The sequence below is a fragment of the Collinsella sp. An2 genome (assembly GCF_002160065.1).
Classification (GTDB): Bacteria; Actinomycetota; Coriobacteriia; order Coriobacteriales; family Coriobacteriaceae; genus Limicola.
Genome location: NZ_NFJW01000016.1, coordinates 1 through 26337, shown reverse-complemented (window position 1 = coordinate 26337; position 26337 = coordinate 1). Strand labels below are relative to the sequence as shown.

Below are 26337 nucleotides of genomic sequence, written 5' to 3'. Positions count from 1 at the left end.
GGCTACCGCCCCGTCTCGTCGGTAGTTTCAACAAGCTCGAGGAAGATGTCCTCAAGCGAGTCGTCGCCGCGCACTTCGTCGGTGGTGCCCGCAGCGATCAGCTCTCCTGCGCGAATGATGGCGACTTTGCTGCAGAGTTTTTCGACCACCTCGAGCACGTGCGAAGAGAAGAATACTGCGGCGCCTCGAGCTGCGGTTTCATGAAGAATCTCTTTGAGTTCGTGCGAGGCGACGGGGTCCAGGCCTACGAAGGGTTCGTCAAGCACCAGGAGTCGGGGATCGTGAAGAAGAGCGCCGATGAGCACAAGCTTCTGGCGCATGCCGTGGGAGTAGGTTGCCACCGGATTGGCGAGGGCATCGGAGAGCTGAAGGCGCTCGGAGAGCTCGCCGGTGCGCTGGCGGCGCACGTCGGCGGGGACCCGGAAGATGTCTGCCAGGTAGGCGAGGTATTGCAAGCCGGTCATAAACGCATAGACGTCGGGGTTATCGGGCACGTAGGCGAGCTGTCGCTTGGCCGCCACGGGATCGCGCGCTACGTCGATGCCGCAAACCTTGATCTGCCCGCCGTCGATGTCCTGGGCACCTACGACGGATCGGATCAGAGTGGTCTTACCGGCGCCGTTGTGGCCGATGAAGCCATAGATGTCGCCGGGCTCGACGGTAAGCGAGAGGTCGCGTACGGCAACTTTGTCGCCGTAGCGCTTCTGGTAGTGGGAAACCTCGAGGATGGGGCTGGTCGGTGCCATGTCCATGGGTAACTCCTTCGTGTAGTCTGTTGGATAGGGTGTTTGTAATTAAGAATCCAGGCGGTTTGGGACGTTTGCAGGGTGCTGATTTCAACTCGTTTCGTTTTTATGCAGTTACTTTGCGATTTGCCGAGTAGCCCCGCTTTTTGGCTCGTCGCGACCTGCGGTTTTGTTGGAAATATTGGCCGTCTACTCGCCGAATCCGAAAACAACTGCATAAAAACGAAACGAGTTTTCCTGGAGGGGCTAACAAGACGAGCTGACAGGAGGTCGATCGGGCAGGAATGGTGCGGTGTGCGAGGTGGGCGGCCGTCCTTCGGGCCAGGGACGTGCTTCACGCCTGTTTTGAACGCGCGCTCCGCCCGGGTCTCTTTGTTCAGGCTGCCCTGTCTAGAGCGTCCCGTCCGGAGCGGCAAGGTGTTGGCTCTTACTGGTTGGGTTCGTTTGCTTTGGTGGCATCGGTGTCGGTTCCGCCGGGTTTTGGGAGGCGACCGTAGCGTTTGAGGGCGTCGCGCAGTATCCATTCCACCTGGCCGTTGGCGCTGCGCATCTCGTCATCCGCCCAGCGTTGGACGGCCTCCCAGATTTTGGGGTCGATGCGTAGGGGATATTGTTTGCGTGCCATGGCGGTCACCTGCTTTATTGGGCGACAGGAGGTGGAATTCCACGTGCGCGGTCCTGCCGTCCCTCGGGTTCGGGAACGCGGCGGCAGCGGTGCGCGCATGCTGTCGCCGCGTGTGCGATCTGGTGGGAGCCGGTATCCGCTGCGGGCGCAAGTTGACTACGCCCGCCAGACGACCGTGCCCCTCACTTCAGGAAAGGCTAGTAGAGGGAGCCGGCGTTCACCACGGGGTGCGCCTCGGATTCGCCGCAGAGCACCACCATGAGGTTGGACGCCATGGCGGCCTTGCGCTCCTCGTCAAGCTCCACCTGGCCGCCGCGGGAGAGCTCTTCCACGGCCATCTCAACCATGGAGACTGCACCTTCGACGATCTTCTTGCGGGCGGCGATGACGGCCTCGGCCTGCTGGCGACGGAGCATCGCCTGGGCAATCTCGGGAGCATAGGCGAGGTGTGTGAGGCGCGCGTCGTCTACGGCAACGCCGGCGGGCGCAAGGCGCTGCGTGAGCTCATGCTTGAGCGCGGTAGATACCTCTTCGATGTTCGAGCGCAGCGTGATGGAGTCCATGGAGTCCGAGCTGTCCTCGGCGTGGTCGTAGGCGTAGATGCTTGCTACATGACGGAGCGCCGTCTCGGCCTGCGTGGCCACGAACTGCTCGTAGTTGTCTACGTCAAAGAGTGCCTTGGCGGTGTCTTTCACGTGCCAGACCACCACGTTGGCGATCTCGATGGGGTTGCCTACCTTGTCGTTGACCTTCAGGATGTCGCCGTTGAGCGTGCGTGCGCGGACGGAGACCTTCGTGGACAGGCCGCCTGCCGCCTTGGCCGCGACCTCGATGGACTTACCGAGTGAAAGACCACTTTTGGTGACGGTCGACGCGATGGCATCCTCGCTGGCAGAGTTGGAGCCCATGGAGCGGCTGTAGAAGGGGTTGGCCCAGCGGAAGCCCTCGTCACGGACGGTGCCCTTGTAGTTGCCAAACAGGATGCATACGCGCGCCTGTCCTGGCTGCAGCGTGAAAAAGCCCGAAATGGGAATCCAGATGAGGCAGAAGGCGGTGATGCTGAGCCCAAGGCCCCAGCCATAGAGCGGGCTGGCGGCTACACCCGTATCTTCTGCGGTAGCGAGCCCGATGATGCTAAGGACGAACACGGCGATGATGACGATGAAGGCAATAATGACTGCGAGGAGCATGCCCCAACCGGATGCAGCCTTGATTTTCTTCTCGGCACTCATGGGAGTTCCTTTCTCACTATCGGTCGCGCGATGCGACCCGTGCCGCCTAACGCGGCCTACCCCTGAATTGGTGGCGGGGGGGGGTGCTCCCCGAGCAAGCGCCCTGTGCGCTTGTTGATTGCATTGTGATATCACTTTGAGTTCAGGTCAACTACCGTTCACCGAAGAGCGGCGGCATGCGGAGGCCGCGCGGCAAACGGCGAGAAGTTGCCGGTGGACGGCACCTGAGTGGGTGGGGAGCGCGTTGGGGCGGGTGGGAAAGCGGGAACAAACACCTCCATCATTCCGAAAAGAAATAATGACCCACACGTGGTCGCCGAAGCAGTTAGCTATGGTATCCTTCCGCGTATAGGATTTCTCGGTGAACGGCTTCGAATGCGCCCTGGACGCATCGCGGAACAGGCAAGTGGTACGGCGGCTACGATTGGCTTGGTGGTTCGTTCACCGGCTGGTGACCGCCGTGCAAATTGCTTCCAAAGTGCTTTCATTTAGCGTATCCGCTCCTGGCACCGAGAATCGGTGAATCCCGTGCCGTACCCACCGGCACAGACACGAGGAGCGTGGTTATACAATGCAGGAAGCATGGGAAGGCTTCGAGGGCGGAACCTGGACCGGCGAGGTCGACGTCCGAGACTTCATCCAGCGCAACTACACCCCCTACGAGGGCGACGGCTCGTTTTTGGCCGGCCCCACGCAGCGTACGACGGAGCTTTGGGACTACGTCATGGGCCTGCTCACCAAGGAGCGCGAGCAGGGTGGCGTCCTCGACATGGACACCAAGACGGTCACCGGCATCGTGAGCCACCCGGCCGGCTACATCGACGCTGCTCACCCCGAGCGTGAGACTATCGTTGGCCTGCAGACCGACAAGCCGCTCAAGCGCGCGCTGCACGTGAACGGCGGCATCCGCATCTCCATGCAGGCGGCCGAGCAGCACGGCTACAAGGTCGACGACGACGTGGTGGAGAACTACACCTACCGTCGCAAGACCCACAACCAGGGTGTCTTCGACGTTTACACCCCCGAGATGCGCGCCTGTCGTTCGGCTCACATCATCACCGGTCTGCCCGACGGCTATGGCCGCGGCCGCATCATCGGCGACTACCGCCGCGTGGCCCTCTACGGCATCGACTACCTCATCAAGGACAAGGAGGCCCAGAAGGCCTCGACCCCGGTGGTCATGACCGAGGATAACATCCGCGACCGCGAGGAGCTGCAGGAGCAGATCCGCGCCCTCGGCGAGCTCAAGATGATGGCCGACTTCTACGGCTTTGACATCTCTGGCCCGGCGAAGAACACGCAGGAGGCTATCCAGTGGATGTACTTCGCGTACCTGGCCGCGGTAAAGGAGCAGAACGGCGCCGCCATGTCCATGGGCCGCACCTCGACCTTCATCGACATCTACGCCGAGCGCGACCTCAAGCGCGGCACGTTCACCGAGGAGCAGATCCAGGAGTTCGTCGACCACTTCATTATGAAGCTCCGCATGGTCAAGTTCGCCCGTACCCCGGAGTACCAGAACCTGTTCTCCGGCGACCCGCAGTGGGTCACCGAGTCCATCGGCGGCATGGGCGTTGACGGCCGCACGCTCGTCACGAAGACCGCCTTCCGTTACCTGCACACGCTCGAGAACATGGGCACCTCGCCGGAGCCCAACCTCACCGTGCTGTGGTCCAAGAACCTGCCGCAGGCCTTCAAGGAGTTCTGCGCCAAGACCTCCATCGCTTCGAGTTCCATTCAGTACGAGAACGACGACGTCATGCGCGTATACCACGGCGACGACTACGCGATTGCCTGCTGCGTATCCTCCATGCGCGTCGGCAAGGAGATGCAGTTCTTCGGCGCTCGTGCGAACCTGGCCAAGTGCCTGCTCTACGCGCTCAACGGTGGCGTGGACGAGATCTCCAAGAAGCAGGTCGGCCCGAAGTATCGTCCCGTCGTGGGCGACACGCTTGAGTACGACGACGTGGTCGAGAAGTTCAACGACATGATGCGCTGGCTCGCCGGCGTGTACGTGAACGCGCTCAACATCATCCACTACATGCACGACAAGTATTGCTACGAGCGCATTCAGATGGCTCTGCACGACAAGCACGTGCATCGCTGGTTCGCCACGGGCATCGCCGGCCTCTCCGTCGTGGCCGACTCGCTCTCGGCAATCAAGTACGCCAAGGTGCATCCGGTGCGCGACGAGAACGGCGTCATCGTTGACTTCGAGATTGAGGGCGATTTCCCCAAGTACGGCAACGACGACGACCGCGTCGACACGATTGCCCACGACGTGGTGCACCAGTTCATGGAGTACGTGCGCATGAACGACACGTATCGCAACTCTGTGCCCACGACCTCGGTACTCACCATCACCTCGAACGTCGTGTATGGCAAGAAGACCGGCGCCACCCCCGACGGCCGCAAGGCCGGCGTGCCCTTCGCCCCTGGTGCGAACCCCATGCATCAGCGCGACACGCACGGCGCCATCGCGTCGCTGTCCTCTGTCTCCAAGCTGCCGTTCCGCGATGCTCAGGACGGCATCTCGAACACCTTCTCCATCATTCCGGGTGCGCTCGGCAAGGATGACCAGGTGTTCTTCGGCGAGCTCGATCTGGACAGCATCGATTTCTCGACCGCCGACATCTCGGTCGAGAACCCCGACTGCGCCGAGTGCTAGCAGCCGGCATGGGGCTGGACAAACGGGCCCGGCCCCATGCTGTGTCGGACATGCGTGCAGCGAGAAATTGGCTCGCGGCGCGCGTGTTCGGCTGCCATAAATGGTAGTAGCGCGGTATCAATATCGCGGTATACTGAGAACACCCCATGGCGTGACCCCCGGGCGGTCGCGCCCCAATGCAAAGGAGATACCATGAAGGTCCAGGACGTCCCCCAGGCGCAGGCCGACAACCTCGTCAGCATGATCGATGCGTACGCCGAGAAGGGTGGCCATCACCTCAACGTGAACGTGTTCAACCGTGACACGCTGCTCGACGCGCAGGCTCATCCCGAGAAGTATCCGCAGCTCACCATCCGTGTGTCCGGCTATGCGGTGAACTTCCACAACCTCACCAAGGAGCAGCAGGACGAGGTCATCTCCCGTACCTTCCACGAGGGTATGTAACGACTCGTCCGAAGGCTGTGTGGGCCAACGACTCGTTCGAAGGCCGTGTGACCGCTTGTTCGTGGCCTGACCCAAGACGCCTGCGCGCGGGCTTTGTAGCATCTGCTGCGAGTTGGGCCCTTCGAGCTTAAATGGATTCGGCGCCGCACCTCTGCGCATAGGGCGTATGAGGTGCGGCGCCTTTTTGTTGGCGACTTTGTTGGCGAGTCGGCGATGTGCTTGCCGGGGTTGTTGGGGATGGCGTCGCCTTGTTGGTTCGGACGACGCACGTTGGAGCAAGGCGAGGCGTGCTGATGCGCGGATGACGCGCGGATGACGCGTGCCGGCGCGGGGAGCAGCGGCGCTACCAGCTCTGCTCGATATCGCGAATACGCCCGTAGAGCCACTCGTTTTGCGGCACCAGGATGCCGTGTTTGTGCGCCAGAGCGACAACGGTTCCGGCGAACTCGTCGACTTCAGTGGGTTTGTGGTTGATGCGGTCCTGCGCCATGGAGGGAAGGCCGGCGGGGTCAAGCGACGCGATAAGCGCAGCCATCTCCGCAAGGTCTCGCTCGGTAAGGCTGATGCCTTCGGCGCGTCCCACCGCAAGCACCTCGCGCATCGCTGCCACAAAGCAGCGGTTTTCTTCGCCCGGACGGCTCGCCGCTCCATAGTCGCAACCGTAGGCCATGCAGGTCTGATTGATGCCTGCGTTTAGCATGAGTTTGGTCCAAAGCCGATGCCAGATGTCCTGCTCGACCACATGGGGCACGCCGGCGCGCACAAAGAACGCATCCAGGGCAGGAACGACCTCTGGGAGCGTTTCTTCGGCGGCGCCAAATCGAATCTCGCCGGTGTGCGTGAACGTGAGGCCTCCATCAAGAAAGACCGCGTCCATGCCCTGGGCGATTGCAAGCACCGTGCGCTGCCAGCTAAAACGCTCGGCGATGCGCTGCTCACTTCGAATGCCGTTGATCAGCGAAATGATGCATGTGTCCGGACCTACCAGCGCCTCCATGGTGTCAAGCGCCTGCTCGAGTCCCGTCGCCTTGGTTGCGACGATCACCAGGTCTGCCTGCGTGGCCTTGCTAGCGGGAACGGTTGTCAGCGCAAGTGGCTCGCCGTTGATGGTGATGTGCTCGCCGCGATGACGCTCGTAGCGGGCATCGTCCATCACATAGGTCACGCTGTCTTGGCCCAGGTGCTCGGCGATGACACTGCCGTAGAGGAGCCCCACGGCTCCGCGTCCAATGATGGCGACATGTTTGATGTCCATAGATACCCCTTTGAGTTCAAACGCCCGGGCGTCTTCGACGCCTGTCGAAGCAGTAGGCGTACGGCTAACGATTGGCTGGTTCATTGTACGATGCGACGCAAGGGTAGAGCGCCTTGTCCCTGAAGGCGCGCGCATTAGGTTTCTTTTACAATGGCGATAAACAATCGCTACGGCGACGTGAGGCGCGGCGGACCAGACGGTTCGCGCATCGTATGGCGCGGCAGGCCTGATGACTCGCGCACCGCGCGTCGCGGCGAGCCTGATGGCTTTTGCGTTGATCGGCAGGCGGATTGATGTCTCTTGCGTCGACCGCCCGGCGGGCCGAAGGACTCACGCACCGCGTTTTCGACGCTGTGGCAACAAGGATAGAGGAGGTTCCCACGATGGCAAAGATGGAGCTCGAGTCGTTTGGAGGCGACGCCTCATCGCGTTTTGCCATCGGGAATATCCACTCCATTGAAACCATGGGCACGGTGGACGGCCCGGGCATGCGATTCGTTGTATTTGTGCAGGGGTGTCCCATGCGGTGTGCCTACTGTCACAACCCCGATACCTGGCCGGTCAATGTGGGGACACCGGTGTCGGTTGAGCAAATCGTTGCGGCGTTCGAGAACAACCGGCAGTTCTATCGCAACGGCGGCATTACGGTAACGGGCGGCGAGCCGCTGCTGCAGCCAGAGTTTGTCGCCGACCTGTTCGAGCAGATGCATGCGGCGCCTCATGGCCGAGTGCATACCTGCTTGGATTCCTGTGGCTACGCCTTTTCGCCTGACCATCCCGAGCGGTTTGCGCGGCTGCTTGAAGCGACGGATCTGGTGCTGCTGGATATCAAGCACGCCGACCCGGAGGGACATCGAAAACTTACCGGACGGGACCCTGCGCGTATTCTCGCGTTTGGTGACGAGCTCGCCCGGCGGGGCATCAAGGTCGTCATTCGTCATGTGGTTGTGCCGGGATATACCGATACGGTGGAGGAGTGCGAGCAGCTCGGCCGCCTCATTGCGCCGTGGCATAACGTGGTTGGACTTGAGATGCTGCCGTATCACACCATGGGTGTCGTGAAGTACGAACAGCTGGGCATTCCATACCCTCTGGAAGGCGTTCCGGCTATGGATAAGGCGCGTATGCCCGAGCTGCGTACGGCGGTGCTGCGCGGCATGAAGAAAGGACGCGCCGAGGGATAGCGAGCGCGCCATTCTCAAATCATTCTTAGGCAAGAATGTGCCGTTATCAGCTTCAATAATGCTTTATATCGGTACAATCTTGCCTAAGAATGAAAGAGGCGCGGAATCTTCGTACATATCCCTTGCCTCTTGTGCTCCGGCGTATACGGAGCGCATTCACCCAGAAGGGGGTGAGGACCACGCGATCAGAGGTTTCAGAGCGAATCGCTTGCCAGATTGCTCAGGCCGAGAAGGACGGCGCGCTTTTCCGTCCATCGCGAGAAGAGATTCGTGCGTTTCGCCGGCGCGTGGGCCGAGGTGAGCTGGTAGAGCCGTTTCCGCAGCTGTTTGGGCGTAGCGCGTACTGGGCGAATCTTGAGCGATGGGAGCGTCCGTTCGTCATCATCAAATCGCTCGCGCGCCATGACGATCACCTGATCTTCGCCTCGTTCTCTGCGGCATGCGTTTTTGGACTGCCCGTATCGCTCGAGCTGCTGGAAGACGTGTATCTTGCGGTTTCGCCTCGCTCTCACACGGGAAAGGCGGGCCGATTCGTGCGCTGCGGCGTGCGTGCCACGCCGGGCATTCCAACTTTTGCGCGCGGTACGGTGCACGGAATCCATGTGACATCGCCCGAACAGACCGTGGTCGACTGCCTCTGCACGGCGCCGTTTCCCCAGGCGCTGGCCATCGCGGATGCAGCGTTGCGCCTTCTTGGCATATCGCGCGACGAGCTCATGCAGCTCGTTAAGCGATTCGGTGGTCGTAAGCGCGGCGTCAGAGGTGCGCTTCGTGTGGCGTCGTATGTAGATGCACGCAGCCAAAGTGGAGGAGAATCTATCGCGCGCGGCGTCATGATTCAGGAAGGGTTCGTCGTGCCCGACCTCCAAGTGGCGTTTCCCGATGTGCTGGAGCCATGGCAAACATTCTATGTCGATGGAGCGTGGCTTTTGGATGACGGGACAAAGTTGGTGTGGGAGTTCGACGGCAAGGACAAGTACACGCGCTTTGCGGGAGAGCACGGCGATGCCGTGGGGCGCATGATGCACGAGCGTCAGCGTGAATCTCGTCTGACGGCAGTGTGCGACGCGGTGATTCGTTTTGATTATCGTACGGTGATGACGCCCGGCGCACTCGCGCGCCTTCTTGATGCGTATGGCGTTCCGCGAATTGCGTCGTCGGGCTCTTGAGCTCGCCGTTTGGTGAACCGCTTGGCCCATCTGGCCTCATTCGAATCCGTTTGGACTTTGCTTGGGGTCGTATATGCATTCTTGGGCAAGAATGTGCCGTTACCAGCTGAATATCAGAGCCTTAAAGGCACAATCTTGCCCGAAGATGAAAAAGACGTAGAGTAAGAGACGAAGAACGCGACCCGATGATGGGCGTTTGGCGGATGAACGTTCCGGGCCGGACTCCTCCGACTCGGATTCGCTCTGGCTGTACGCGCTTGCCAGCGCATCCATGTCCGGTGCGCCTGTTTGCGTACGCGCCTGTCAGTACACCTGCCGACAGGCGCGTCCTATCTGCTGCGTTACGCTTCGAGCGCGCGGCGACCAAGCTCCAGGCAGCCCATGATGCCCTGCTTGCCCTCAAGGCTGTTGTTCACAATATAGGTGTCGAGGTCGGCGAACTCCGGCGTCACGATATAACCGTTGAGCGCCGCGGCGCACTTCTCTCGTGCGAGCGACACGATGGGCGTGTGGTCGGCAACGCCGCCGCCGATGATGATCTTCTGCGGCGCATAGCACAGGATGAACGTCGCGAGCGCCTGTCCCAGGTAACCCGCGAGCAGATCCATTGCCTCGGCGTTATCGGCCATCTCGCCAGCTTTCTTGCCGTCCCACCGTTTAGCGATGCCGGGACCGGCGATGAGGCCCTCCAGGCAGTTGGCGTGATACGGGCAGCCCGATTCGCCCTCGGGCAGGGTTTCGCGCGGGTCGCGGACCAGCAGGATATGACCGGCTTCGGGGTGCATGTTGCCGTGCACGAGGTTGCCGCCCGACAGCACGCCGGCGCCGACGCCCGTGCCAATGGTGAGGTACACGACGTCGGTAAGCCCCTTGGCGCATCCAAAGGTGACCTCGCCCAGGCACGCGACGTTTACATCGGTGTCGTAGCCGCAAGGAACGTTCAGGCGGTCGCGTACCGAGCCGAGCATGTCGAAGTAGCGCCACGCCGTCTTCGGCGTTTCAAGGATCTGGCCAAAGCGCGGGTCGGCGGGGTTTACGGCGGTGGGGCCAAAGGCGCCGACACCCAGGGCGGCGATGCCCTTTGTGGAGAACCAGTCGGCTACCTGCTCCATGGTCTCAGCCGGGGTGGTGGTGGGCATAGAGACCTGCTCTACGACGGTGCCGTCGCCATAGCCAACGGCGCACACCATCTTCGTGCCGCCGGCCTCCAAGGCTCCAATGAGGGGTTTATCCATATCAAGCGCTCCTTTCGCGGGTGGTCACACATGCATCATTTCATTATAGAAGTGGGGGAGAACCGCCCTTGCGTAATCCGTGAGCGTAGTCTTCTGGCCCGCCGGTGTCAGGCTCGCTTTGTTGCCACAGGTGTCGGACGCGTCTTGTGGCCCGCCGGTGTCGGGCTCGCGACCATAGGTGTCGGACGCGCTTTACGGCCACAGGCGTCGAGCGTGCTTTGCATGTGTCCCAGGGGCAAACGGGGTGCGCGCCTGTGTTTTGCGCGTCGCGCCTGATAGCCTGATAAGATGTGCTGCAGACACGACGGCGCCGTTTGTCGGCGCACAGGAAGGGGAGAGGTCATGGCACCTACCATCGCCATCATCGGAGCGCTTGATAAAGAAGTTCGGAATATCTACCACGCGCTGGAGAAGGGCACTGTCACCGACGAAGCCGGTCTCACCGTGATGGGCGGGTCGTATAACGGCTTCAACATCGTGGCGACGACGGCCGGCATGGGCACGGTGAACGTTGCTGCGGCAACTCAGCATCTCATCAGCGTCTACGGCGCGAACGCCGTCATCTTTTCTGGTATCGCAGGCGGGCTCAACCCGGCGCTTCACATCGGCGACGTGGTGGTGGGAGAGTGCCTGCGCTACATCGATACCGACACGGCGCTCATCGCCGAGTCCGCGCCGCACATGGAGGAGTTTGCGTCGTCCGATTTCCTGGTCGATCTGGCAGAGGAGGCCCTTGTCGCGCACGGGTTTGTAAATGCCGCGCTGGGTGAGGAAGCGTCGGAGACGGGAAGCGACGCACGTGCCGTAGCCGATGCCACGCTGTTCCGTCGCAACAACCCTGATGCCGATCCGCACCGGTATCTGCGCGGAACCATCGCTACGGGCAATCGCTTTATCACGGGGGATGGGCTGCGCGCTGCCGTGGTCGCAGCGACACAGGCCGATTGCGCCGAGATGGAAGGGGCCGCGGTGGCGCATATCGCCGCGAAAAATCAGGTGGACTGCCTGGTGCTTCGTGCGATTTCGGACAACTGCGACGAGGCGTACGATGCGCTGTGCGAGCGTGAGTTCGACTTGGACGAGTATGCGAAGACGGCGAGCGACCTCACGCTGTCTATCATCCGGCGCCTTGGCGCAAAGCTGGGCGTGTCGTTTCGCGACTAGCTTCCCTGTATAGCGGGCCGTCGTCTGTGGGCACGCCCTGCCCGCCCCGTTGAATGACGGCATGGCGACCGGTGCAGCAACCGGTGTGGCAAACAGTGCAGCAGCCGGCATGGCGAGTGGTGTGTCAGAGGATATGCCGTTTTCCTGCCGTTCCCCGTGGGCGAGGGATAGTCCTGATACGATGGGCATGCCGAACGACGCATTGGTGCCGAGGGGTACCGCTGTAATCCACCAGGAGGTTCCCATGGCCGCTCACATCAACTACAACCTCGTCCACTTCGTTGCCAGCTATGGCACGGCGTCTCAGATTCCGCCCTCGACCTGCCCCGAAGTGTCGTTCGTAGGCCGGTCAAACGTGGGCAAGTCTTCCATCATGAACAAGATCTTCAACCGAAAGGGCCTGGTCAAGGTTTCGGCTACGCCTGGCAAGACCGCCAACGTCAACTTCTTCGAGGCCGACGGCATCCACTTCATCGATCTGCCGGGCTATGGCTTTGCCAAGCGTTCAAAGGCCGAGCGCGATCGCTGGGCCAAGCTCATCGGAGATTTCTTCAACCTGGAGCGCAGCTTCAACCTCGTAGTGTCACTGGTGGACATTCGGCATGACCCCAGCGCGCTCGACCATCAGATGATCGAGTATCTGCAGGAGGGCAACTTCCCCTTCGTGGTGGCGCTCACCAAGGCTGACAAGCTGAGCCGCTCGCAGCAGGGGCGTCAGCTTGCGACGATTCGCAAGCAGTTGAACGTGCCCGCCGAGGACATCATCGTGACGAGTTCTCAGAGCGGTTTGGGCATCGACAAGCTCAAGCAGCGTATCGAGGACGCCTGCCTGTAAGGGGTCGGGCCTGTCACCAGGGACGCGAGTCTGATTAAAAGCGCGAGCCTGCTGCCCGCGGGCCTGTCGCTAAGGGCGCGAGTCTGCTACCAAGGACGCGAGTCTGTCACCGGGGATAGAGCTTCAGCCATGCAGTGCATGACGGTATTCGATTTGACCTATGCATGAATGGTATAACGACCGAACGTACGGACAAATATTCGAAGAAATCTATCTTTTGACGGAGGGGGATAGCTTTTCAAATCCGAGCAACCTGTTAGCTAAAGGAAACGCAGACTGGCATCACATAGCGTATGACCTGCGCTTTCTTCCATGGACGGCAGAATATTCACGGTGAACGGTAATTTACAACCAAATTTCAAAAGTCCAAATTAAATGTACGTACATTCTGATAACCTAATAAACGTCCGAAGTAAGGATGTTTCGTGAAGAGTCAGTTGGGGCTTGAAGACGGAACAATGCGCGAAGAGGAGGACGCAATGTACGTAACCCTTCGAGAGGTGCTGGCCGAGGCCGAGCAGCTTAACATGGCAATCGGTGCATTCAACACGCACAACCTTGAGATGATGCCGGCGATCATCCGCGCCGCAGCAGCTCAGCACACCCCGGTCATCATCCAGACCAGCGAGGGCACCGCGAGCTACGTGGGCCATCGCAACCTGGTCGCCGTCGCCAAGTCCATGGCTGAGGAGCTGGGCGTCGACGTTGTCCTGCACCTCGACCACGCCAAGAACTTCGACGAGATCCACAAGGCTCTCGACGCCGGTTACAGCTCGGTCATGTTCGACGGCTCCGCGCTGCCGTTCAAGGAGAACATCCTGTGCACCAAGCGCATCGTGGAGTACGCTTCGAAGACCAACGCCTCCGTCGAGGCCGAGCTTGGCACCGTGGGCGGCACCGAGGATGGCATCGCCGTCGCTCAGGAGGACGTGCACTACACCGAGCCTGACCAGGCTGTCGAGTTCATCGAGAAGACCGGCATCGACGCGCTCGCCGTGGCCATCGGCACCAACCACGGCCAGTACAAGTCCAAGACCAACATCTCCTTCGAGCAGCTCGAGAAGATCCGCGACGCTGTGAACGGTTTCCCGCTGGTCATCCACGGCGGCACCGGCGTCAAGGACGAGGACGTCCGTCGCGTCATCGACCGCGGCATCCGCAAGTTCAACGTGGGCACCGAGCTTTTGGTGAACTGGAACATCGAGTCCAAGAAGGCCTACGACGAGCACAAGGAGAACACCTCCAACCGCAACAACGTCGTGCCTGCGCTCGAGGTCGTTCAGAGCATCGTCGAGCACAAGATTTCGCTGTTCAAGAACATCGCGTAAGAGAATGCGAGAAAGCCATGCAGTTTAGCGAAATGCTGAAACCCGAGAATGTCCGCATCGTTCAGTCCGTCGATACCTGGGAAGACGCCATCCGTCTTGCCGTGAAGCCCCTCGAAGAGGGCGGGTACGTCGAGCCGTGCTATGCCGACAACATCATCGAGGCGACCAAGAAGATGGGCCCCTATTACGTGCTCACTGAGGACGTCGCGCTCATCCACGGCCGTCCCGAAGACGGTGTCCTGAAGCAGCAGTTCGCTGTGACGCTGCTGCGTGAGCCGATCAAGTTCTCCGAGGACAGCTTTGAGGTTCGCCTCCTGGTGACGCTTGCCGCCGAGGACGCGAACTCGCACATCGACGCCATGCGCGTCCTGGCGAGCATCTTCTGCGACGCCGATAAGATCGCCCAGATCGTGTCGCTCGACACGGCGCAGGAGGTCTACGACGCCTTCGTGGAGGCTGCCGCCGAGTAACGCCATCGTCTGCGATGGCAACGTACGGGCTTTATCCGCCCGAGCGAGGCGGATGTGATAGCCGGTTGGGAAAAGGGGTTGACGCCCCGGAATGCACAGAGAGGAGCAATGCCGTATGGGGAAGCTACGCATTCTGACGGTATGCGGTAACGGCCTGGGGAGCAGTTTCGCCTGCCAGATGGCCGTCGAGGGGGTCCTGAAGGGCCTCGGAGTTGACTGCAAGCTCGATCATGACAGCGTTTCCAGCGTTGCAAGCGCTGCCAGGAACTTCGACATGATCATCGCCGCCGAGAACTTCAAGACGCAGATCGAGAGCGCGAACACCGGACTTCCGTGCGTGTTCCTGCACCGTCTCGTCGACAAGAAGGAGATCGAGGAGAAGGTTACCCCCGTCCTTAAGGACATGGGCCTGCTCTAGGCATCTCCTGAACTTTCCAGACGTTTCACCAATGGGAAAGGGAAGTGAAACACAGCATGGAAATCTTGCAATGGATTATCGATAACATTCTGACGCAGGCCTCCGTGATCATCGGCCTCGTCGCGCTGCTGGGTCTCGCGCTGCAGAAGAAGCCCATCAACGAGATTATCTCCGGCACCCTGAAGACGATGCTCGGCTTCCTGGTGCTCTCCGCCGGCTCGAGCGTCATGCAGACGTCGCTCACCTACTTCGGCGACATGTTCAACCAGGCCTTCGGCTTCAACGGCATGTCGGCTGTGGTTGCCTCCATCGAGGGCATCAACGGACAGGCCATGACCGACCTCGGCCTTGGTTCCGAGATCGCCATCTGCCTCGCTGGCATCTTCATCGTGAACATCATCCTGGCGCGCTTCACGCCGTTCAAGTATGTGTTCCTGACCGGCCAGGCCCTTCTGTGGGAGTCCACCCTCTGCGTCGTGTTCGCTTGGTTCTGCGGCCTGCGTGGCATTCCGCTGATCCTCATCGCCTCCATCGTCGGTGGCGCTTTCGCGACCCTCATGCCTGCGTTCGCGCAGCCGGTCGTTCGTAAGATCACCGAAAGCGACGACATCGCCCTTGGTCACTTCTGCACCTTCGGCTATATGTTCACCGCGCTCATCGCGACCATCACCAAGAAGCTCGCTGGCGGCCATGAGTCCCAGTCCACCGAGGAGCTCGAGCTTCCGCAGAGCCTGTCCTTCATGCAGGACAGCTACCTGGCCGTTATGGTCGTCATGATCCCGTTCTACCTGATCATCGCCGGCTTCGCCGGTCCCGAGGCTGCTGCTGACTACGCGGGCGACGTGAACTACATGGTGTACGCGTTCCTGCAGGCCATGCAGTTTGTCGTTGGCCTCTACGTCCTGCTCGCCGGCGTCCGCCTGCTCCTCGCCGAGCTGGTTCCGGCCTTCCAGGGCATCTCTATGAAGCTCGTGCCCAACGCGCGTCCTGCTCTCGACTGCCCGGTGCTGTTCACCTATGCTCCGAACGCGGTCATCATCGGCTTCATCTGCACCACCATCGGCTCGCTCATCGGCATGGCCATCACCGGCTTCATGGGCACGCTCGTCATCCCCGGCGTCATGTCCAACTTCTTCGCCGGCGGCACCGCTGGTATCTTCGGCAACGCCATCGACGGCCGTCGTGGCGCTATCATCGGCGGCATCTTCCACGGCATCTTCATCATGATCCTGCCTGCGCTGCTCTCGCCGATGCTCGCTCAGATCGGTTTCGTGAACATGACCTGCACCGACGTCGACACCGTCGTCACCGGTTTCTTCTTCATGGCCATTCACTCGATTCTGGGCCTCTTCGGCATCGCGTAAGCTGACCGCACATCCTTGCGCGTCGGTGACGTGGAGGGGAGTCGCCCTTCGCCTGGACCCCTAGGCACAAGGGGCGGCTCCCCGTTGCTTTAAGTTAGGAGAGAAGAACATGGGACTGTTTGGATTTGGCAAGAAGAAGGACAAGGCGCCGGCTGCTGAAGCCGCCGCTCCCGCGATGAACCGCGAGGAAGTCCTTGCCAAGATCGAAGAGGCCAAGGCCAAGGTCGCGTCCCTCGAGGGCGTTGCCCGCGCCAACGCGCTCATCGAGCTGGGCAAGCTGCATGCAGATATTGACCAGGTCGACGAAGCAATCGCCGCCTACGAGGAGAGCCTCGAGCTCAACCACGTCATGGGCAAGGCTTCGAGCTCGCTCGTGAAGCTGTACAACAAGAAGCGCGCCCAGGCCGCCGAGGCGAAGGACGACGAGAAGATCAAGTACTACCTGGACAAGGTCAACGAGATGCTGGCCCTCTCCAAGGACTCTCTGCGCGGCAGGGCATAGCTCCTTGCCACAGACGTAGGCACCGCACGCTTGCGTCGCCGCGGTCCCTCCCATCCGCCGCGGTGCCGCACGTTGCGTCGCCATATATGCGCTGCGCCGGCCGTGAGGCGCGTCGTGCGCCGTTAGGCAGCGCGGCCGGCACAGCGCAATTTTTGTATCTATCGCGTATGAAGGCAGAAGAGAGGAGAGGCGCATGAAGAAATCACTCATCCTGCTTGCGGGATATCCCGCGACGGGCAAGACGTATCTGGCCAACCAGATCATCGACCGGCATCCCGACGCCTTCGCCGTGATCACGCCCGACGACATCAAGGAGCAGGTGTGGGACGAGGTGGGCTTCGACAACGCCGAGGAGAAGGCGAAGGTCGAGCTCGAGGTCTGGCGCCGCTACTACGAACAGATCGAGGAGAGCTTCGCTGCGGGCAAACAGGTCATCAGCGAGTACCCCTTCTCGGACAAGCAGAAGCCCACGCTGACAAAGCTCACCGAGCAGTACGGCTACCAGGTGCTCACGGTGCGCCTGGTGGGAGATCCGAAGGTCATCTATGCGCGCTCCTATTCGCGCGACCTGGGCTCCGACCGGCACCTGGGCCATCTTATGACGCACTACCACAAAGGCGACGTTCTGGAGGACCGTACCAAGGCCGACGCCCTCGTCACGCTCAACATCTTCCTGGACCGCTGCGCCCACAAGGGCTATGACCGGTTCTGCATGGGCGAGCTTATAGAGGTCGATGCCACGGATGTGTCGAAGATCGACTACCCCACACTGCTCGATTAGATCGACGCCCACCTGGCCGACGACACGGCCGAGACGGGTTCTGCAGACGCTGCCGGCCACGACGAATAGGGGAGAGGCCATGGGAATCTTCTGCGTCGGTCAGGCCGTCTATGACATCACGGCGCCCTACACCGGGCCGCTGCAGGCCAACCAAAAGTACCGCATCACGGCCCCGCATGGCTGCTCGGGCGCTCCGGCGCTCAACGCGGCGTGCCTGTGCGCGCTCTGGGGCGCGCCCACCGAGCTGGTGGCGCGCATCGGCGAGGACGCGTACGGCGCGCTTGTTCGGGCCGACCTGGACCGCTGCGGGGTGGGGAGCTCCTACCTCATCCCCGACCCCGAGGCGACGACCGGGTACAGCTTTATCGCCGTCGACGATAAGACGGGCGATCGCACGATCTTCAACGTGCCGAGTGCCATGCACGACGTGGTGTATCCCGTGCCTGCAGAGAAGCCAGATGTCATACTGTCCGACGGCCATGAGCCTGCAGTGAGCCTGCAGCTTATGGAGGCCTTTCCCCAGGCGCAAACCGTGGTCGATGCGGGCACGTATCGAGAAAGCACCTATGAGGTTGCTCGTGCCGTCGACTTTTTGGTGTGTTCGGAGGACTTCGCCCGGCAGTACACGGGTTCCGGGCTGGAAAACCCCGATGATGCGGTTGCCGTTGACGCGCTGCTCCAGCGTATCGAGGGCATCAATGGTGGCGTGGCGGTGGTCACGCTTGGCGACCGTGGGCTGGTGTATCGCGACGAGGACGGCTCGCCGCAGCACCTGCCGGCATTCAAGGCGCATGCCGTGGACACCACGGGTGCGGGAGACATCTTCCATGGCGCGTTTGCCTATGGTGTGTACCAGGGCCTTTCGCTGAGGGAGAACCTGCGCCAAAGCTCCATGGCCTCATCCCTGTCGGTGCGCGCTCTGGGCGGGCTGACGTCGATCCCCACATATACGGACGTCCGCCGGGAGCTTGTCGCCTCTGCGTAAGTACAGGCGCGGCGTGGGATGGGTGCCGTCCTTGGACGGCGCTGAAGGGGCGCGACTTGCATAGACGCATGCGAGCCGCGCCCTCTTTGTGACCGTTGGCCGGAAGGTGTGCGATGTGCGGGGCTGAGCGGCGGGCGTGGGCGAACGTTTGCCTGTGCGGCGCGGCGGCTCGGGTTTGTGCACCTGCGCGGCCGTGCGGGTTTGTGCGGGCCCGCGGGTTCGTTCGGCCGGGCTGCATGGCCGTGCGGGTTCGTTCGGCGGCCGGATTAGCGTGTCCGCCCGGGCTCGAGCTGCGGCCGGACTCGCTCGGCCACCCGAGTTTGCTCGTTCGCCAGGTCCATGACCAAACGTTACAAACATTATGTTAGGCGACGCGTATTGCTCCAAATGATGTAACGAGGACGGCTTTTTTCGAGATGTGGCTGTATAAAGTCGCATAATAGAAGAGCGAATATTCTATCAATTGAGGAGACCCTGATGACAACCTTGGACTTCAGCGGGAGGGAGCAGCTGTATCGTCAGCTATACGACATCCTTTTCCAAGACATCATCAGCGGGGTGTATGTTCCCGGCGACCTGATTCCCTCCGAAAGCGAGCTCATGAGCAAGTACGGCGTCTCGCGCGCCACAGCTCGACGAGCCATGGAAATGCTTTCCAACAACGGTATGATCAGCAAAAGGCGCGGGGTGGGTTCCGAGGTCATTTCAAGCCGCCCCAACACGTCGCTGAGCCGTGTGACGAGCTATCTCAAGAAAAACGTCGACGACCGCGTTGTCGCGGAGAAGCGCCTGGTGGATGCGTCGATCATTCCGGCGCCGGCCGACGTTGCCGAGACGCTGGGCATTCCCGAGGGGACGCAGGCGTACAGGCTTCGTCGCGTGCGCTATGCAGGCGACGAACCCATGTACTTTGAGGTCAACCACTTCGAACGTGCATTTTTGCCGCATGCCGTCGAGCGTGATTTCTCCAAGGAGTCCCTGCGCGCCTACGTCAACGACGAGCTGGGCATCCAGTGGAGCCGCGCGCAGCAGCGCATCTATGCTGTGGCGGCCGACGACGAGGTTGCCCGGTTCCTTAACGTTGGCGATGGCGAGCCGTTGCTGCTGGTGCGCCGCGTGTCGATCGATATGGACAACGTGCCGCGCGAGCTCGTTATGACCTACTACCGGGCCGATCGCTATCACCTGGAGATCGAACTCGACTCGTAAGGTGCTCTCTTGGCCATCGCGGCTTGCTCGGTTTCGTCCGCAATGCTAGCCGCGATGACCGCCTCGGTTCGCTTCACGTCCCTGGCCGGCCCGGTTGCGTCCGGCTGCGTTCGAGCCGCGCTGTGGGCGACCGAAGGCGCCGCCTGAGGGCTGCGTGCGATGTCGGCTGCGGCCGTCCATGCCACCGTGTTTGCCGCGACCATGGCCACCTGCTGTCTTGGCATGACGGGACGCGCCTGTTGTCTCTCCAGAGCCATTTGCGCGGTCGTGTTGCTCCGCTCCCTGGCTACGCTGCCCCTTGCCGTTGCGGCCAGCAGAAGCTCGGCCTGTGGATTTGACCCCATGCGGCCGCGTGGGACGGATGAGGCACTTGGGCCCGTAGCCGATCAGGTCCTCTCGTCCCGCCTTGATGAGCGCCTCGCGTACCAGGTCGTAGTTTTCCGGCTTGCGGTACTGGATGAGTGCGCGCTGGAGCGCTTTTTCGTGAGCCGTTTTGGGAACGTATACGGGTTTCATGGTGCGGGGGTCGACGCCGGTGTAGTACATGCAGGTCGACATGGTCGAGGGCGTAGGGTAGAAGTCCTGGACCTGTTCGGGCATATAGCCCATATCCCGCACGTATTCGGCAAGCTCGACGGCCTCTTTGAGCGTGCTGCCCGGATGGCTCGACATGAGGTAGGGAACCAGGTACTGCTTCTTGCCAAGCTCGCGGTTCACCTCGCGGTATTTCGCCACGAAGCGGTCGTATACGGCGCGGCTCGGCTTGCCCATCACCGAAAGCACGGCGTCGCTTACGTGCTCGGGCGCCACCTTGAGCTGGCCCGATACGTGGTGCGCGCACAGCTCGCGGATAAAGGTGTCGTCGGGGTCTGCCAGGGCGTAGTCAAACCGGATGCCGCTGCGCACGAAGACCTTTTTCACGCCGGGCAGCGCGCGGAGCTCGCGCAGCAGCTGCACGTAGTCGCGGTGCGAGACATCCATTTGCCGGCAGACCTTGGGCCACAGGCAGCGCTTGTGCACGCAGGCGCCGTGGGCGAGCTGCTTTTTGCAGGCCGGCTGGCGGAAGTTTGCCGTAGGGCCTCCGACGTCGTTGATGTAGCCCTTGAAGTCGGGCTCCTGGGTGATTTTGCGCGCCTCGGCCAGCAGGCTCTCGTGGCTTCGGGCCTGGACGATGCGCCCCTGATGGAACGTGAGGGCGCAAAACGAGCATTCGCCAAAGCACCCGCGGTTGGAGATGAGGCTCATCTTGACCTCTTTGAGCGCGGGCACGCCGCCGGCATCTTCGTAGTCGGGGTGATAGGTGCGGGTGTACGGGAGGTCGTAGGCCTCGTCGAACTCGGCTTGAGAGAGCGGCTTCGAGGGCGGGTTTTGCACCACGAAGACGTCGTGGGGGTACGGCTCCACCAGGCGTCCACCGCTCATGGGATCCATGTTCTCGTACTGGATATTGAAGCTTTTGGCGTAGGTGAGGCGGTCGGCTTCAAGGTCGTCCCAGCTGGGAAGCACGGTGGCGTCGTAGACCTCGTCGAGCGAGCGGGTGCGATAGACCGTTCCGTCGATAAAGGTGATTTGGTCTATGGGCAACCCGGCGTCGAGGGCCTCGGCGATGGCCACGATGGAGCGCTCGCCCATGCCGTAGCTGATGAGGTCTGCGCCGGAGTCCAGAAGGATGGAGCGCTTGAGACGGTCCTGCCAGTAATCGTAGTGGGCAAGGCGGCGCAGGCTCGCCTCGATGCCGCCGAGGATGATGGGCGTCTCCTTGAAAGTGCGTCGGATAAGGTTGCCGTAGACCGAGACGGCGTGGTCGGGCCGCGCGCCCATGATGCCGCCGGGGGTGTAGGCGTCGGTGCGGCGGCGATGTTTCGTTACGCTGTAATGGTTGACCATGGAATCCATGTTGCCGCCGGAGACCAGGAAGGCCAGGCGCGGCGCGCCAAGAACGGCGACGCTTGCCGGGTCGCGCCAGTCGGGCTGCGCGATAACTCCCACGCGAAAGCCATGGGATTCAAGCAGCCGCACGATGATCGCAGCGCCGAAGCTCGGGTGGTCTACGTATGCGTCGCCCGAGACGTAGACAAAGTCGCACTGGTCCCAGCCGCGCGCCTCCATGTCGGCGCGCGTCGTAGGCGGGAAGTCGGCGCGGGTGAAACCGAGCGCCGTGGGACCGGTGGGGTCAAGCTTAGGACGGGTGGCTTTACGTGCACGCTGGGCGTGGGCGTGTGCCGCGCCGCTCTTGTGGGATTGAGGATGACGTGCTTCGCGCTTCGGGGACGAGGGTGCCATGGTGCTCCTGTTCGGGTGGTGTGCTGCCCTCATCCTAGCAGAGCGCCCCGCCACAGCGCATGGCGGTGGTTTGCTCTTGTGCGCGCGAGCGCGAGTGCGGGGCTCTACAGGTACTCGATCTGGGCGCCTTCGGTGTCGCACGTAAGGATATGCGTCTCGCAGGCAGGGAAGTTCTCGCGCAGGCGCACCTGCAGGAACTTGGCAACAATGGTGTCGTCGGTGACGGCCATGAGGGTCGAGCCCGAGCCAGAGATCCACAGCGTCTTGGCTCCGCCCGCAAGGCACGTTTCACGAATGGCGCCGTAGTCGGGAATGAGGGCGCGGCGATAGGGCTCTTGCAGACGGTCGTCGTTTGCGGCTGCGATAAGTGCGGTGTCGCCCGTCTCAAGCCCGCGTGTAAGTCCGGCGATGCGGCCCATCTGCCATACGGCGGTGGAGAGCGGCACTTCCTGCGGCACCACCTTGCGCGCCTCGCTCGTATGCACCTCGTAGGGCGGGATGATGGTGATGAAGCGCAGACGGGGGCTCACGTCGTAGCGCAGGCAGCGCGGAAGCTCACCCTCGGGCGTGAAGGAGCATACGGCTGCGCCCAGGATGGCGGGAGCGACATTGTCGGGGTGCCCCTCCAGGGACGTGGCAAGCGCGACGAGTTCTTCGCGCGTCACGGTGTGATTGGTGAGGGCAGCCGCGCCCATGATGCCGGCGACCACGCAGGTCGAGCTCGATCCCAGGCCGCGGGCTACGGGAATCTCGGTCTGGATGTCGATCGCAATGGGGAAGGGCTCGACGCCCCAGGCATCAAGGGCCTGCTCAAATGCAACGTAGACCATGTTGTCGGCGTTGCGGAACTCCTCGGGGCATCCGGTGATGGTGAGCGTGTCGGCGCGGTCGAAGGTGAAATGCGAATAGAGTGACACCGCCATGCCCAGGGTGTCGTATCCAATACCCAGGTTGGCGCTTGTGGCCGGAACGGTTACACGGATCATGCGGAGGAGACTCCTTCCAGGGCTCGCAGGCCGCCAGGCGCTTGAGCGCGCAGCCGCGCGCCGTGTGCCGCCTGATGGCCTGCGGGAGGCAAACGGACTTAGGGAAACACCGATTAGGCCATCCCGCGCCCGGGGTCAGCGTGCCGGGTTCCTGCGGCCTCAGACGGCGCCGGCGCAGCTCCACCGCGCCTTACTCGTTTTCGGCCGCATCCGTCTCGCCGCAGCGGCCCCGGGCGCGAAAGCCTTTAATCAGTCTTTCCCTAGAGCTTTTTGGCGGCGCGCTCGACAAACGCTGCCATGCGGTCGATGTCGACCACGCTGTCGTGCAGGATGGGCGCGTCCGACAGGCGGGCGAGCTGCGCGGGCGGCACGGTGTTGGTCGCGTTGGCAAGGACGTCCATGCAGGCGAAGTCGTCGCGAGGAACATCAAGGCCAAGAGCCTGGGCGACGGCGCGCGGGAACTTGTAGGGGCTTGCGGTCGACAGCAGAACGCGCGCCTTGGCCTCGGGGGCTGCGGTCGTCTGCTCAAGCACGTGGTAGCCGCAGGCGGTGTGGGGGTCCATCACGTATTCGTGGGCGCCCCAGCAGTCGGCGATGGCCTGCGCGACCTCGTCCTCATCGGCCCACCCACAGCCAAACGTCTCCTGAATGCGCCCGAGCAGCTCCGGCGAGATTTCGTAACGACCGCTCTCGGCAAGCTCGGCCATGAGGCTTGCGACGAGTTCGCAGTCGCCCTCGGACAGGAAGTACAGCATGCGCTCCAGGTTGGACGAGATGAGAATGTCCATGCTGGGCGAGGTGGTGGTGAAGAACGGGCGGTTGCGGTCATAGACGCCCGTGGTGAGGAAGTCGTAGAGCACGTTGTTCTTGTCGCTTGCCACCAGGAGGCGCGCCACGGGAAGGCCCAGGAGTTTTGCATAGTAGCCGGCAAGCACATCGCCGAAGTTTCCGGTGGGTACGCAGAATTCTACAGCGTCGCCGGGCTGGATGTCGCCGCGGCGCAGCAGCTGCGCGTAGGCGGCGAAGTAATAGACCACCTGCGGCACCAGGCGCCCGACGTTGATGGAGTTCGCGCTGGAAAGCACCACGTCGCGCGCGCTCAGGCGGTCGGCGAGCTCCTGGTCGGCGAAGATGCGCTTCACGGCGCTCTGGGCGTCGTCGAAGTTGCCGCGCACGGCGCATACAGCAACGTTCTTGCCGGCCTGGGTGGTCATCTGCAGCTGCTGAACCCGGCTTACCTTGCCCTCGGGATAGAAGACGGTGATGCCACAGCCCGGTGCGTCGGCAAAGCCGGCGAGTGCGGCCTTGCCCGTGTCACCCGAGGTGGCGGTGACGATCATGATTTTCTGGGCGCTGTCAGCGGTGCCCGTGCGGGCCATGAGGCGGGGGAGCATCTGAAGTGCAACGTCCTTGAAGGCGCTTGTGGGGCCATGGAAGAGCTCGAGCACATAGGTGCCGGGGGCGTCGTCGGAGGCGTCGGACAGCGATACAAGGGGCGTGACCTCGGAGCTTTCGAAGGTGCCGGAATAGGCCTCCTCAACGCACGCGGCAATCTCTTCGGGCGTGTAATCAGGTAGTAACATTCCCAGCACGTCGCGGGCAATCTCGGCGTAGTCCTTGGTCGCAAGGGCGCTTACGTCGTATTTTTCGGACCCCAGGGCGTCAGAAACAAATAGGCCACCATCAGGCGCGATACCGGTACGTATGGCGTCTTTACTTGAGCATGCTAAAGCACGGGAACGTGTACTATGATACAAACTCATGTCGGTAGCTCCTTGTTTGCCTGGGCTTTTCAGTAGGCCCATGGTATCAGAGCTCCGCGCCGCGCATACACGGCTTAGGAAAGGTAACCTCTTTGTCATGATTAAAGTTGCTAAATTCGGCGGGTCCTCGGTGGCCGATGCCGAACACTTCAGGAAGATCCGCGCCATCATCGAGGCCGACTCGTCCCGTCGCTTTGTGGTGGTCTCCGCGTGTGGACGCCGCTACAAGTCCGATGCGAAGGTCACCGACCTTCTCTATCTGGTGAGCGCGCACGTGCGCTACCACGTGTCGTGCGATGACCTGCTGGCGGACATCGGTCAGCGCTATTTCGATATCGCCGACGAGCTGGGTCTTAACTACCCCATCCGCGAGGAGTTCGCTGCGTTTGCCGAGAAGGCCAAGGCCGGAGACCTCTCCACGGAGGAGCTCGTGAGCCGCGGCGAGTACTTTACTGCGCAGCTCATGGCCGAGTACCTGGGCCTTCCCTTCCTGGATGCGGCCGATGTCGTGGCGTTCCATCACGACGGCACGCTTTCTATGACGCGCACCCAGGCCCTAATTCAGGAGCGCGGCATCCCGGGCGGCTTCGTCATGCCCGGCTTTTATGGTGCCACCCGCGAAGGCCGCATCATGCTGCTTGACCGTGGCGGCGGCGACATCTCTGGATCGATTCTGGCCAAGTGCCTGGATGCGGCCCTCTATGAGAACTGGACGGACGTCTCGGGCTTCCTGTCGGCGGACCCCGGCATCGTGCCGCACCCGCAGCCCATCTCGCGCATTACGTATTCGGAGATGCGCGAGCTTTCCTACATGGGCGCCTCGGTGCTGCATGAGGAGGCCGTGTTCCCGGTGATGGAGGCGGGGATTCCCATCGCGGTGCGCAACACGAACCGCCCCGAGGACCCGGGCACCATCATCTCCGACCGCGAGGACTTCGTGGCCGACGAGCCCATCATCACGGGCGTCACGGGTAAGCGCAATTTCGTGGCCGTGCACATCCTTAAGGACCACATGTCCAATGAGGTGGGTATCGTGCGCCGCGTGCTCTCCATTTTCGAGCGCTACCGCGTGTCCATCGAGCACATTCCGTCGGGCATCGATTCGTTTGCCGTGGTGGTGCAGGGTGAGGACGTAAAGGATTCGCTGTGGTCCATCGTTGCCGACATCAAGACCGAGGTGCAGCCCGATAGCATCAAGGTCGTTGACGACCTGGCGCTCATCTCCACCGTTGGCCGCAACATGAGCGGACGCCCCGGTATCTCGGGAAGCCTGTTCGCGGCGCTGGGCCAGGAGGGCATCTCCATCCGCATGATTGCGCAGGGTTCCGATGAGATCAACATCATCGTGGGCGTGCGCGACGAGGACTTCGAGCGCGCCATCCGCGCGATCTACAGCGCCTTCTCCGATGGCGACCACCTGCTTGAGCTTAAGGACCTCAAGCGTGCGGAGGCAGCGGCGCAGCCTGGAGTGGGCATCTAGCCTTGTAGGAAGTCCGGAAAGATGCGGTGTCTGACTGCGTGACGGGAACAAGGGGAGGGGCTCGGCGGCGAACCGCCGAGCCCCTCCTCAACTTCATGGACTTTAGTCCGTGCCGCGCGGCACGCGCGGCGCAGAAAACCACCCGCTGTGCGGGTGGATGGCACTAGATGCTATGCAACGAGGCCCCTTCCCCTCTAGCATGGTGATTGTT

Annotated in this window: 23 protein-coding genes; 15 read left to right on the top strand and 8 right to left on the bottom strand. The window is 62.0% G+C overall.

Annotation, left to right across the window (positions count from 1 at the left end):
* Positions 1-2: 2 nt before the first annotated feature.
* From B5F33_RS09055 to B5F33_RS09045, 3 genes are all read right to left on the bottom strand, one after another.
* The gene (locus tag B5F33_RS09055; protein ID WP_087411488.1) at positions 3-752 is read right to left on the bottom strand and encodes an ABC transporter ATP-binding protein; all 750 of its coding nucleotides are present in this window, start codon (positions 750-752) and stop codon (positions 3-5) included.
* 421 nt (positions 753-1173) lie between these two features.
* Positions 1174-1371 (bottom strand): Arc family DNA binding domain-containing protein, encoded by a 198-nt coding sequence (locus B5F33_RS09050; RefSeq protein ID WP_087411487.1) that lies wholly within the window; start codon positions 1369-1371, stop codon positions 1174-1176.
* 197 nt (positions 1372-1568) lie between these two features.
* Positions 1569-2603, bottom strand: coding sequence for an SPFH domain-containing protein (locus B5F33_RS09045; protein ID WP_087411486.1), 1035 nt, complete (start codon positions 2601-2603; stop codon positions 1569-1571).
* Positions 2604-3174: 571 nt separating this feature from the next.
* On the opposite strand from B5F33_RS09045, the gene pflB reads away from it, so the two are divergent.
* Entirely contained in the window at positions 3175-5271 is a 2097-nt protein-coding gene (pflB, locus tag B5F33_RS09040) for a formate C-acetyltransferase (RefSeq protein WP_087411485.1), read from the top strand.
* A gap of 192 nt (positions 5272-5463) precedes the next feature.
* A complete protein-coding gene (grcA3, locus tag B5F33_RS09035) occupies positions 5464-5715 on the top strand; it encodes an autonomous glycyl radical cofactor GrcA3 (protein WP_087411484.1) in 252 nt (83 codons plus the stop codon).
* Between the two features lie 343 nt (positions 5716-6058).
* Here grcA3 and B5F33_RS09030 read toward each other — a convergent pair whose 3' ends face one another.
* Positions 6059-6970, bottom strand: a complete 912-nt coding sequence (locus B5F33_RS09030) for a ketopantoate reductase family protein (RefSeq protein ID WP_087411483.1) — start codon at positions 6968-6970, stop codon at positions 6059-6061.
* Between the two features lie 383 nt (positions 6971-7353).
* Between B5F33_RS09030 and pflA the strand changes: the two genes are divergently transcribed.
* Both pflA and B5F33_RS09020 read left to right on the top strand, forming a co-directional pair.
* A complete protein-coding gene (gene pflA / locus B5F33_RS09025; RefSeq protein WP_087411482.1) occupies positions 7354-8154 on the top strand; it encodes a pyruvate formate-lyase-activating protein in 801 nt (266 codons plus the stop codon).
* A gap of 170 nt (positions 8155-8324) precedes the next feature.
* Complete coding sequence (locus B5F33_RS09020; protein WP_087411481.1) at positions 8325-9323, top strand: hypothetical protein; 999 nt, start codon at positions 8325-8327, stop codon at positions 9321-9323.
* 341 nt (positions 9324-9664) lie between these two features.
* Here the strand turns inward: B5F33_RS09020 and B5F33_RS09015 are convergent, their stop codons facing one another.
* On the bottom strand, positions 9665-10558 hold the full coding sequence (locus B5F33_RS09015) for an ROK family protein (RefSeq protein ID WP_087411480.1): 894 nt from the start codon (positions 10556-10558) through the stop codon (positions 9665-9667).
* 342 nt (positions 10559-10900) lie between these two features.
* Here B5F33_RS09015 and B5F33_RS09010 point away from each other — a divergent pair, with 342 nt between their 5' ends.
* The 10 genes from B5F33_RS09010 to B5F33_RS08965 all read left to right on the top strand — a co-directional run bounded on the left by B5F33_RS09010 (position 10901) and on the right by B5F33_RS08965 (position 19614).
* Positions 10901-11722 carry a 5'-methylthioadenosine/S-adenosylhomocysteine nucleosidase gene (locus B5F33_RS09010; RefSeq protein ID WP_087411479.1) on the top strand — a complete coding sequence of 274 codons (822 nt, stop codon included), beginning with the start codon at positions 10901-10903 and terminating at the stop codon, positions 11720-11722.
* Between the two features lie 244 nt (positions 11723-11966).
* A complete protein-coding gene (yihA, locus tag B5F33_RS09005; protein ID WP_087411478.1) occupies positions 11967-12557 on the top strand; it encodes a ribosome biogenesis GTP-binding protein YihA/YsxC in 591 nt (196 codons plus the stop codon).
* Positions 12558-13036: 479 nt separating this feature from the next.
* Entirely contained in the window at positions 13037-13885 is an 849-nt protein-coding gene (locus tag B5F33_RS09000) for a class II fructose-bisphosphate aldolase (RefSeq protein ID WP_087411477.1), read from the top strand.
* A gap of 17 nt (positions 13886-13902) precedes the next feature.
* The gene (locus B5F33_RS08995; RefSeq protein WP_087411476.1) at positions 13903-14355 is read left to right on the top strand and encodes a PTS sugar transporter subunit IIA; all 453 of its coding nucleotides are present in this window, start codon (positions 13903-13905) and stop codon (positions 14353-14355) included.
* A 115-nt stretch (positions 14356-14470) separates the two neighbouring features.
* Positions 14471-14773 (top strand): PTS sugar transporter subunit IIB, encoded by a 303-nt coding sequence (locus B5F33_RS08990; protein WP_087411475.1) that lies wholly within the window; start codon positions 14471-14473, stop codon positions 14771-14773.
* A 56-nt stretch (positions 14774-14829) separates the two neighbouring features.
* Entirely contained in the window at positions 14830-16137 is a 1308-nt protein-coding gene (locus tag B5F33_RS08985) for a PTS ascorbate transporter subunit IIC (RefSeq protein WP_087411474.1), read from the top strand.
* A 109-nt stretch (positions 16138-16246) separates the two neighbouring features.
* The gene (locus tag B5F33_RS08980; protein WP_204214491.1) at positions 16247-16639 is read left to right on the top strand and encodes a hypothetical protein; all 393 of its coding nucleotides are present in this window, start codon (positions 16247-16249) and stop codon (positions 16637-16639) included.
* Between the two features lie 193 nt (positions 16640-16832).
* Positions 16833-17420, top strand: a complete 588-nt coding sequence (locus B5F33_RS08975; protein WP_087411473.1) for an AAA family ATPase — start codon at positions 16833-16835, stop codon at positions 17418-17420.
* Between the two features lie 79 nt (positions 17421-17499).
* Complete coding sequence (locus B5F33_RS08970) at positions 17500-18405, top strand: PfkB family carbohydrate kinase (RefSeq protein WP_087411472.1); 906 nt, start codon at positions 17500-17502, stop codon at positions 18403-18405.
* Between the two features lie 477 nt (positions 18406-18882).
* Positions 18883-19614: a GntR family transcriptional regulator gene (locus B5F33_RS08965; RefSeq protein WP_239285007.1), complete on the top strand. Its 732-nt coding sequence runs from the start codon at positions 18883-18885 to the stop codon at positions 19612-19614.
* 45 nt (positions 19615-19659) lie between these two features.
* On the opposite strand, the gene B5F33_RS08960 is transcribed toward B5F33_RS08965, so the two are convergent.
* From B5F33_RS08960 to thrC, 3 genes are all read right to left on the bottom strand, one after another.
* Positions 19660-21897: a YgiQ family radical SAM protein gene (locus tag B5F33_RS08960; protein WP_239285005.1), complete on the bottom strand. Its 2238-nt coding sequence runs from the start codon at positions 21895-21897 to the stop codon at positions 19660-19662.
* Positions 21898-22001: 104 nt separating this feature from the next.
* Positions 22002-22883: a homoserine kinase gene (gene thrB / locus B5F33_RS08955; RefSeq protein ID WP_087411471.1), complete on the bottom strand. Its 882-nt coding sequence runs from the start codon at positions 22881-22883 to the stop codon at positions 22002-22004.
* Positions 22884-23143: 260 nt separating this feature from the next.
* Positions 23144-24646 (bottom strand): threonine synthase, encoded by a 1503-nt coding sequence (gene thrC / locus B5F33_RS08950; RefSeq protein WP_087411470.1) that lies wholly within the window; start codon positions 24644-24646, stop codon positions 23144-23146.
* Between the two features lie 97 nt (positions 24647-24743).
* Between thrC and B5F33_RS08945 the strand changes: the two genes are divergently transcribed.
* Entirely contained in the window at positions 24744-26126 is a 1383-nt protein-coding gene (locus B5F33_RS08945; protein WP_087411469.1) for an aspartate kinase, read from the top strand.
* Positions 26127-26337 lie beyond the last annotated feature (211 nt).

Bases quoted from the DNA above. Each gene is read 5' to 3' on its own strand.
- B5F33_RS09055 (WP_087411488.1), bottom strand. From the start codon at position 752: ATGGACATGGCACCGACCAGCCCCATCCTCGAGGTTTCCCACTACCAG.
- B5F33_RS09050 (WP_087411487.1), bottom strand. From the start codon at position 1,371: ATGGCACGCAAACAATATCCCCTACGCATCGACCCCAAAATCTGGGAG.
- B5F33_RS09045 (WP_087411486.1), bottom strand. From the start codon at position 2,603: ATGAGTGCCGAGAAGAAAATCAAGGCTGCATCCGGTTGGGGCATGCTC.
- pflB (WP_087411485.1), top strand. From the start codon at position 3,175: ATGCAGGAAGCATGGGAAGGCTTCGAGGGCGGAACCTGGACCGGCGAG.
- grcA3 (WP_087411484.1), top strand. From the start codon at position 5,464: ATGAAGGTCCAGGACGTCCCCCAGGCGCAGGCCGACAACCTCGTCAGC.
- B5F33_RS09030 (WP_087411483.1), bottom strand. From the start codon at position 6,970: ATGGACATCAAACATGTCGCCATCATTGGACGCGGAGCCGTGGGGCTC.
- pflA (WP_087411482.1), top strand. From the start codon at position 7,354: ATGGCAAAGATGGAGCTCGAGTCGTTTGGAGGCGACGCCTCATCGCGT.
- B5F33_RS09015 (WP_087411480.1), bottom strand. From the start codon at position 10,558: ATGGATAAACCCCTCATTGGAGCCTTGGAGGCCGGCGGCACGAAGATG.
- B5F33_RS09010 (WP_087411479.1), top strand. From the start codon at position 10,901: ATGGCACCTACCATCGCCATCATCGGAGCGCTTGATAAAGAAGTTCGG.
- yihA (WP_087411478.1), top strand. From the start codon at position 11,967: ATGGCCGCTCACATCAACTACAACCTCGTCCACTTCGTTGCCAGCTAT.
- B5F33_RS09000 (WP_087411477.1), top strand. From the start codon at position 13,037: ATGTACGTAACCCTTCGAGAGGTGCTGGCCGAGGCCGAGCAGCTTAAC.
- B5F33_RS08995 (WP_087411476.1), top strand. From the start codon at position 13,903: ATGCAGTTTAGCGAAATGCTGAAACCCGAGAATGTCCGCATCGTTCAG.
- B5F33_RS08990 (WP_087411475.1), top strand. From the start codon at position 14,471: ATGGGGAAGCTACGCATTCTGACGGTATGCGGTAACGGCCTGGGGAGC.
- B5F33_RS08985 (WP_087411474.1), top strand. From the start codon at position 14,830: ATGGAAATCTTGCAATGGATTATCGATAACATTCTGACGCAGGCCTCC.
- B5F33_RS08980 (WP_204214491.1), top strand. From the start codon at position 16,247: ATGGGACTGTTTGGATTTGGCAAGAAGAAGGACAAGGCGCCGGCTGCT.
- B5F33_RS08975 (WP_087411473.1), top strand. From the start codon at position 16,833: ATGAAGAAATCACTCATCCTGCTTGCGGGATATCCCGCGACGGGCAAG.
- B5F33_RS08970 (WP_087411472.1), top strand. From the start codon at position 17,500: ATGGGAATCTTCTGCGTCGGTCAGGCCGTCTATGACATCACGGCGCCC.
- B5F33_RS08965 (WP_239285007.1), top strand. From the start codon at position 18,883: ATGACAACCTTGGACTTCAGCGGGAGGGAGCAGCTGTATCGTCAGCTA.
- B5F33_RS08960 (WP_239285005.1), bottom strand. From the start codon at position 21,897: ATGGCACCCTCGTCCCCGAAGCGCGAAGCACGTCATCCTCAATCCCAC.
- thrB (WP_087411471.1), bottom strand. From the start codon at position 22,883: ATGATCCGTGTAACCGTTCCGGCCACAAGCGCCAACCTGGGTATTGGA.
- thrC (WP_087411470.1), bottom strand. From the start codon at position 24,646: ATGAGTTTGTATCATAGTACACGTTCCCGTGCTTTAGCATGCTCAAGT.
- B5F33_RS08945 (WP_087411469.1), top strand. From the start codon at position 24,744: ATGATTAAAGTTGCTAAATTCGGCGGGTCCTCGGTGGCCGATGCCGAA.